The organism is Streptomyces sp. SPB074 (assembly GCF_000154905.1).
In the GTDB taxonomy this organism is placed as follows: Bacteria; Actinomycetota; Actinomycetes; order Streptomycetales; family Streptomycetaceae; genus Streptomyces.
Map to the genome: position 1 here is coordinate 802,332 of NZ_GG770539.1, position 6,596 is coordinate 808,927.

Consider the following 6,596-nt stretch of genomic DNA (forward strand, 5'->3'; position numbering starts at 1 on the left):
AAGCACCTGCTGTCACTCAGCGCACCCACCGGGAGACCCTCATGCGCACTCTGCGCTTCCACACGCACGGACCCGCGCTCGACGTGATCCGGCTCGAAGAGGCCCCCGTGCCCGAGCCGGGGCCCGCGCAGATCCGCGTGGCCGTGACGATGTGCGGCCTGACACCGGCCGACTGGGCGCTCGCGGGCGGTCTCTTCACCGGGAAGCTGCCGCGCGGGATCGGCCTGGAGGTCGCGGGCACGGTCGACGCGCTCGGCGCGGACGTGAGCGGCGTCGCGGTCGGCGACGAGGTGTTCGGGCCCGTGCCCTTCACCGGACCGAGCGCGGGAGCGGCGGACCACGCCGTCCTGGACGTGTGGTTCCCGCGCCCCAGGGAGCTCGACCCGGCCGAGGCCGCCGCGCTCCCGATGGCCGTCGAGACCGCGCACCGGGGCCTCGCCGGGCTCGGCGTCACCGCGGACACCGCGCCGGGGCTGACCGTCCTGGTGCACGGCGCCGGTTCGACCGTGGGCCACGCCGCCGTGCAGATCGCGCTCCACCAGGGCGCGCGCGTCCTCGCGACCTCCGGGGAGAGGCGCGCGGAGGAGCTGCGCGGGCTCGGCGCGGAGGTCACCCCGTACGGCGAGGGCATGGCGGCCCGGGTACGGGAACTGGCGGGCGGCGACGTCGACCTGGCCCTCGACGCGGCGCCGCCCACCGGCGGGCTGCCGGAGCTGATCCGTACCGTCGCGGCGCCGCGCGACGTCATGACGATGAGCGATTTCGCGGCGGAGGAGGAGCTGGGCGTGCGCTACCAGTTCGGCGAGGAGGGCAACGCGTACCACCACCACGCCCTGCCGGTGTACGCGCGGCGGGCGGCCGAGGGACGCTTCACGGTCCCGCTCGCGGGTGTCCACCCGCTGGGGGACTGGCGCGCGGCGGCCGAGCGGAGCCTTTCCGGGAGGGCGGGCGGCAAGCTCGTGCTGCGGGTGCGGTGAGACGGGTGGACGCGGGGAGGCGGGGCGCGTGCGGTGAGACGGGGCGGTTCCGGCTCCGCCGCGGCGGGGCGGACGAGACCCCGGTCCTCGTTCGCCCCGCCGCCCGGTTCCGTCCCGGCCGACGAAACCGCCGGCCAGGATGCCGGACGCCGCTGGTCAGGACAGCGCGAACAACGTGTCCTCGCCGAGCGAACCGCTCCCCGGCGTCCTCGTCCGCCCGCGCTCGAAGGCGAGGAGCGCCTTCTTCGTCTCGACGCCGCCCGCGTAGCCCGTCAGGCTTCCGTTCGCGCCGACGACGCGGTGGCAGGGGACGATGATGCTGACCGGGTTGCGGCCGTTGGCGAGGCCCACCGCGCGGGAGGCGCCGGGCTTGCCGAGCGCGGCGGCGAGCTGTCCGTAGCTGCGGGTTTCGCCGTAGGGGATGGCGACGAGCGCGTCCCACACGGTGCGCTGGAAGGACGTGCCCTCCTGGTGCAGCGGCACGTCGAAGGTCGTGAGTTCGCCGGCGAAGTAGGCGCCGAGCTGGTCGAGCGCCGCTCCGAAGGGGCGTTCGTCGCGGGCGCCGAAGGTCTCCTCCGGGGGGCGATGGCGGTGCCGCGGCAGGTAGAGGCCGCTGAGCAGGCCGTCCGTGGCGACGAGGGTGAGGGTGCCGCAGGGGCTGTCGGTCTGGGTGTGTACGCGGTGCACGGAGAACACGTCCTCGGGGTTCAGGCGGGGGGCATGAGGTTGATGGGGTGGTCCGACGTGGCCCACAGGTACTGCGTCGCGTAGGCGCGCCAGGGGCGCCAGGCGGCGGCGCGGCGGGTGAGCGCGGCGGGGGTCGCGGGGAGGCCGAGCGCTTCGGCGGCCTGGCGGACGCCGAGGTCGGTGACGGGGAAGGCGTCGGGGTCGCCGAGCGCGCGCATGGCGATGACCTCGATGGTCCAGGGCCCGACGCCGGGCAGTTCGGCGAGCCGCGCGCGGGCGAGGTCCCAGTCGCTGTCCGCGCCGAGCGCGAGCGCGCCCCCCGCGAGGGCGGCGACGAGCCCGGTGAGGGTGCGGCGGCGGCTGCGCGGCATCGCGAGCCGTTCGGGGTCGAGCGCGGCGAGCGCGGCCGGTGCGGGGAAGAGGTGGGTGAGGCCGCCGTCCGGGTCCTCGACCGGGGTGCCGTACGCGGCGGCCAGGCGGCCCGCGTGGGTGCGCGCGGCGGCGGTGCAGACCTGCTGGCCGAGCACGGCGCGGACCGCGAACTCGGCCTCGTCCGTCGTCCTCGGCACGCGGCGGCCGGGTGCCGCGCGCACGAGCGGCGCGAGCGCGGGGTCGGCGGCGAGGGCCGTGCCGACGGCCTCGGGGTCCGCGTCGAGGTCCAGGAGGCGACGGCAGCGGCTGATCGCGGCGGGCAGGTCGCGCAGCTCCCGCAGGCGCAGGCGGCAGTCGACGTAGCGGGGCGTGGGGCTCAGCGCGACGACGCCGGGGCCGTGCGGGAGGTCGAGGGTGCGGCGGTAGGCGCCGTCGCGCCACTCCTCGACGCCGGGCACGGCGGTCGCGGCGAGGTGGCCGAAGAGGTCGTCGGGCGTGAAGGGGCCGCGCAGCGGGAGGCGGAGCCGTACCGTGCCCGCGCCGGGCTCGGCGGTACCCCCGGCGCGGGCGCGGAGCGCGGAGGGGGCGAGGGCGTAGACCTCCTGGACGGTCTCGTTGAACGTGCGCACGGAGGAGAAGCCCGCCGCGAACGCGATGTCCGCCATCGGCAGCGCGGTCGTCTCGACGAGCAGCCGCGCGGTCTGGGCGCGCTGGGCGCGGGCGAGGGCGAGCGGGCCCGCGCCGAGTTCGGCGTTGAGCTGGCGCTCGATCTGGCGAGCGCTGTACCCGAGGCGCGCGGCGAGCCCGGGGACGCCCTCGCGGTCCACGACGCCGTCCGCGACGAGGCGCATGGCGCGGGCGACGAGGTCGGCGCGGTGGTTCCACTCGGGGGAACCGGGGCTCGCGTCGGGACGGCACCGCTTGCAGGCGCGGAATCCGGCCTGCTGGCAGGCGGCGGCGCTGGGCAGGAAGACCATGTTCTCGGGGCGGGGCGTGAGGGCGGGGCAGCTCGGGCGGCAGTAGATGCCGGTCGAGGTGACGGCGGTGTAGAACCAGCCGTCGAACCGCGCGTCCCGCGAGCGCACGGCCCGTACGCACCGGTCCCGGTCCCCGTGCAGGGCGCCGCCCGGACCGCTCACGACGGCGGGGGCGGTCGGCGCGGCGGCACGGGGCCCGGCGGCGGGGAGGCCGTCGCGGGCCGCCCCACCGCTCGCGGCAGCGCTGGTGACGGCGGTCGGGGCCGCCCCTGGAGTGGCTGACATGCCTCAAGGATGCGACGTCGCGGACAGCGGAGCTGGCGGAAATCCGACATGGCGGTGCGAGGGACCCGCCGCGCCCCGGGAGCACCCGGACCGTCGCGCGGCGCGGGGCCGCGCCCGGCCCCCGTGCGGCGTTCTCGCTGGTCGCGGGCACCGCCCAGGACCGGCCGGATAGCCTCCGATCATGTCGAACGATGATCGCACCATCCTTTCCGAGGACATCCTCCTGCGCCCGCTCGCCGCCGGCGACGCTCCCCTGCTGCTCGACGCCTACCTGCGCAACCGCGATCGCCTCCAGCCGTTCGAGCCGGTGCGGACCGAGGAGTTCTACACGCTTCCCGGGCAGCGCGAGCGGCTCGCGAGCCAGCTCGCCGCGCGGGAGGCCGGGACGCTCTTCGGCTGGGTGCTCACGGACGGCGAGCGGGTCATCGGCACGATCACGCTCTCGCAGGTCGTGCGCGGCCCGCTCAACAGCGCGAACCTCGGCTACTGGGTCGACACGGAGTACGCGGGCCGGGGCCTCACCGGCGCGGCCGCCGCCTTCGTCGTCCGGTACGCGGACGAGGTGCTCGGTCTCCACCGCGTGGAGGCCGGCACGCTGCTCGACAACCTCGCCTCGCAGCGCGTCCTGGCCAAGACCGGGTTCACCGAGTTCGGCGTGGCCCCGCGGATGCTCCACATCAACGGCGCCTGGCGCGACCACAAGCTCTTCCAGCTCATCCTGAACGACCTCCCGCCGCGCTGAGCGCCCGGCGGGGGACGGCGTGCCGGGCACGCCCGCGGGCACTCGCGGCCTGTAGGAAAGCCGCAGGCGCGGTTAAGAAAACCTCGATGGACCGGGTGGCGTGCGGCGCGGCAGGATCTTGGTGCCGGTCGTGCGCGCCCTGCCGGGCCGCGGCCGTCCCCCACCCCTCCGCACCCGTCCACCGGTCCGCCCGGCGGCGGGCGCGGCGCGCACAGAAGAGGAGCCACCCGAGTGAAGGCACTGGTCAAGGAGAAGGCGGCACCGGGTCTGAGCCTCGTGGAGGTCCCGGAGCCCGAGGCCGGTCCCGGGGACGTGCTCATCAAGGTGCTGCGCACCGGGATCTGCGGCACGGACCTGCACATCCGTGCCTGGGACGGCTGGGCGCAGCAGGCCGTCAGCGCGCCGCTCGTCGTCGGCCACGAGTTCTTTGGCGAGGTCGTCTCGACCGGCCGCGACGTGAGCGGCATCGCGGTGGGCGACCTCGTCAGCGGTGAGGGCCACCTGGTGTGCGGCACGTGCCGCAACTGCCTCGCGGGCCGCCGCCACCTGTGCCGGGCGACGGTCGGGCTCGGCGTCGGGCGCGACGGCTGCTTCGCCGAGTACGTCGTCCTGCCGGCCTCCAACGTGTGGGTGCACCGCAATCCGGTCGACCTCGACATCGCCGCGATCTTCGACCCCTTCGGCAACGCCGTGCACACCGCGCTCTCCTTCCCGCTCGTCGGCGAGGACGTGCTCATCACGGGCGCGGGCCCCATCGGCCTCATGGCCGCGGCCGTCGCCAAGCACGCCGGGGCGCGCAACGTCGCGGTCACCGACGTGAGCGAGGCGCGCCTCGCCCTGGCCCGCAAGGTGGGCGCCGATCTCGCGCTCGACGTCTCCTCGGCGTCCATCGCGGACGGCCAGCGGCTCCTGGGCCTGCGCGAGGGCTTCGACGTCGGCCTGGAGATGTCCGGGAACCCGGCCGCGATGCGCGACATGCTCGCCAACATGACGCACGGCGGGAAGATCGCCATGCTCGGCCTGCCCGCGCAGGAGTTCGCGGTCGACTGGGCCCGCGTCGTCACCTCGATGATCACGATCAAGGGCATCTACGGCCGGGAGATGTTCGAGACGTGGTACGCGATGTCCGTCCTCCTCGAAGGCGGGCTCGACCTCTCCCCCGTCATCACCGGCCGCTACCCGGCCGCCGAGTTCGAGGCCGCCTTCGAGGACGCGGCGAGCGGGCACGGCGGCAAGGTCGTCATGGACTGGACCGCGTGAGCCGTACGCGTACGGCCTGACGCGCTTCGTACCGCCCGCACCCACCCCCTCCGGAGGATTCCACCATGTTCGGCTCCGTGCGCGACCAGTTGCGTGCCACCCTCGACGAGATCACCGCCGACGGCCTCTACAAGCCCGAGCGCGTCATCGGCACCCCGCAGTCCGCGACCGTGGACGTCACCGCCGGGGGCCGTCCCGGCGAGGTGCTGAACTTCTGCGCCAACAACTACCTCGGCCTCGCCGACCACCCCGAGGTGATCGCCGCCGGGCACGCCGCGCTCGACCGCTGGGGCTACGGCATGGCCTCGGTCCGCTTCATCTGCGGCACGCAGGAGGTGCACAAAAAGCTGGAGGGGCGGCTGTCGGCGTTCCTCGGGCAGGAGGACACGATCCTGTACTCCTCGTGCTTCGACGCCAACGGCGGTGTCTTCGAGACGCTGCTCGGCGCCGAGGACGCGGTCATCTCGGACGCCCTCAACCACGCCTCGATCATCGACGGCATCCGTCTCTCCAAGGCCCGCCGCCTGCGCTACGCGAACCGCGACATGGCCGAGCTGGAGCAGCGCCTCAAGGAGGCGGGCGACGCGCGCCGCCGCCTCGTCGTCACCGACGGTGTCTTCTCGATGGACGGCTACCTCGCCCCGCTGCGCGAGATCTGCGACCTCGCCGAGCGCTACGACGCGATGGTCATGGTGGACGACTCGCACGCGGTCGGCTTCGTCGGCGAGAACGGGCGCGGCACCCCGGAACTGGCCGGGGTGAGCGACCGGGTCGACATCATCACGGGCACGCTCGGCAAGGCGCTGGGCGGTGCCTCGGGCGGCTACGTCGCCGCGCGCGCCGAGATCGTCGCGCTGCTGCGCCAGCGCTCGCGCCCGTACCTCTTCTCGAACAGCCTCGCGCCGGTCATCGCGGGCGCCTCGCTCAAGGTCCTCGACCTCCTCGAAAGCGCCTCGGACCAGCGCGTGCGGCTGCGCGAGAACACCGCGCGCTTCCGGAGCGCGATGAGCGAGGCCGGGTTCGAGCTGCTGCCCGGCGAACACCCCATCGTGCCGGTCATGTTCCACGACGCGGCGCTCGCGGGCCGCATGGCGGAGCTGCTGCTCGCACGCGGCGTGTACGTGACGGCGTTCTCCTACCCCGTCGTGCCGCAGGGGCAGGCGCGCATCCGCGTGCAGCTCTCGGCGGCGCACTCGGCCCAGGACGTGGACCGGGCCGTCGCGGCCTTCGTCTCGGCGCGCGAGGCGTCGGGGGCGGAGCGGCCGGCGGGCTGAGCCCATGGCGAGCGGGCGGGCG

Annotated in this window: 6 protein-coding genes; 4 read left to right on the plus strand and 2 right to left on the minus strand. The window is 75.1% G+C overall.

Going from position 1 to position 6,596, the window contains the following annotated elements; translation table 11 throughout:
- The first annotated feature begins 41 nt into the window (after positions 1 to 41).
- Complete coding sequence (locus tag SSBG_RS03275) at positions 42 to 977, plus strand: NADP-dependent oxidoreductase (RefSeq protein WP_008744806.1); 936 nt, start codon at positions 42 to 44, stop codon at positions 975 to 977.
- A 156-nt stretch (positions 978 to 1,133) separates the two neighbouring features.
- Here the strand turns inward: SSBG_RS03275 and SSBG_RS03280 are convergent, their stop codons facing one another.
- Both SSBG_RS03280 and SSBG_RS03285 read right to left on the minus strand, forming a co-directional pair.
- A complete protein-coding gene (locus SSBG_RS03280; RefSeq protein ID WP_037871018.1) occupies positions 1,134 to 1,664 on the minus strand; it encodes a methylated-DNA--[protein]-cysteine S-methyltransferase in 531 nt (176 codons plus the stop codon).
- 20 nt (positions 1,665 to 1,684) lie between these two features.
- Positions 1,685 to 3,154, minus strand: a complete 1,470-nt coding sequence (locus tag SSBG_RS03285) for an AlkA N-terminal domain-containing protein (RefSeq protein ID WP_008744808.1) — start codon at positions 3,152 to 3,154, stop codon at positions 1,685 to 1,687.
- Between the two features lie 325 nt (positions 3,155 to 3,479).
- Between SSBG_RS03285 and SSBG_RS03290 the strand changes: the two genes are divergently transcribed.
- The 3 genes from SSBG_RS03290 (at position 3,480) to SSBG_RS03300 (ending at position 6,574) form a co-directional block, all read left to right on the plus strand.
- Complete coding sequence (locus SSBG_RS03290) at positions 3,480 to 4,040, plus strand: GNAT family N-acetyltransferase (protein WP_008744809.1); 561 nt, start codon at positions 3,480 to 3,482, stop codon at positions 4,038 to 4,040.
- 231 nt (positions 4,041 to 4,271) lie between these two features.
- Positions 4,272 to 5,300 (plus strand): L-threonine 3-dehydrogenase, encoded by a 1,029-nt coding sequence (gene tdh, locus SSBG_RS03295; RefSeq protein ID WP_008744810.1) that lies wholly within the window; start codon positions 4,272 to 4,274, stop codon positions 5,298 to 5,300.
- 65 nt (positions 5,301 to 5,365) lie between these two features.
- Positions 5,366 to 6,574 (plus strand): glycine C-acetyltransferase, encoded by a 1,209-nt coding sequence (locus tag SSBG_RS03300; RefSeq protein ID WP_008744811.1) that lies wholly within the window; start codon positions 5,366 to 5,368, stop codon positions 6,572 to 6,574.
- Positions 6,575 to 6,596: the final 22 nt, after the last annotated feature.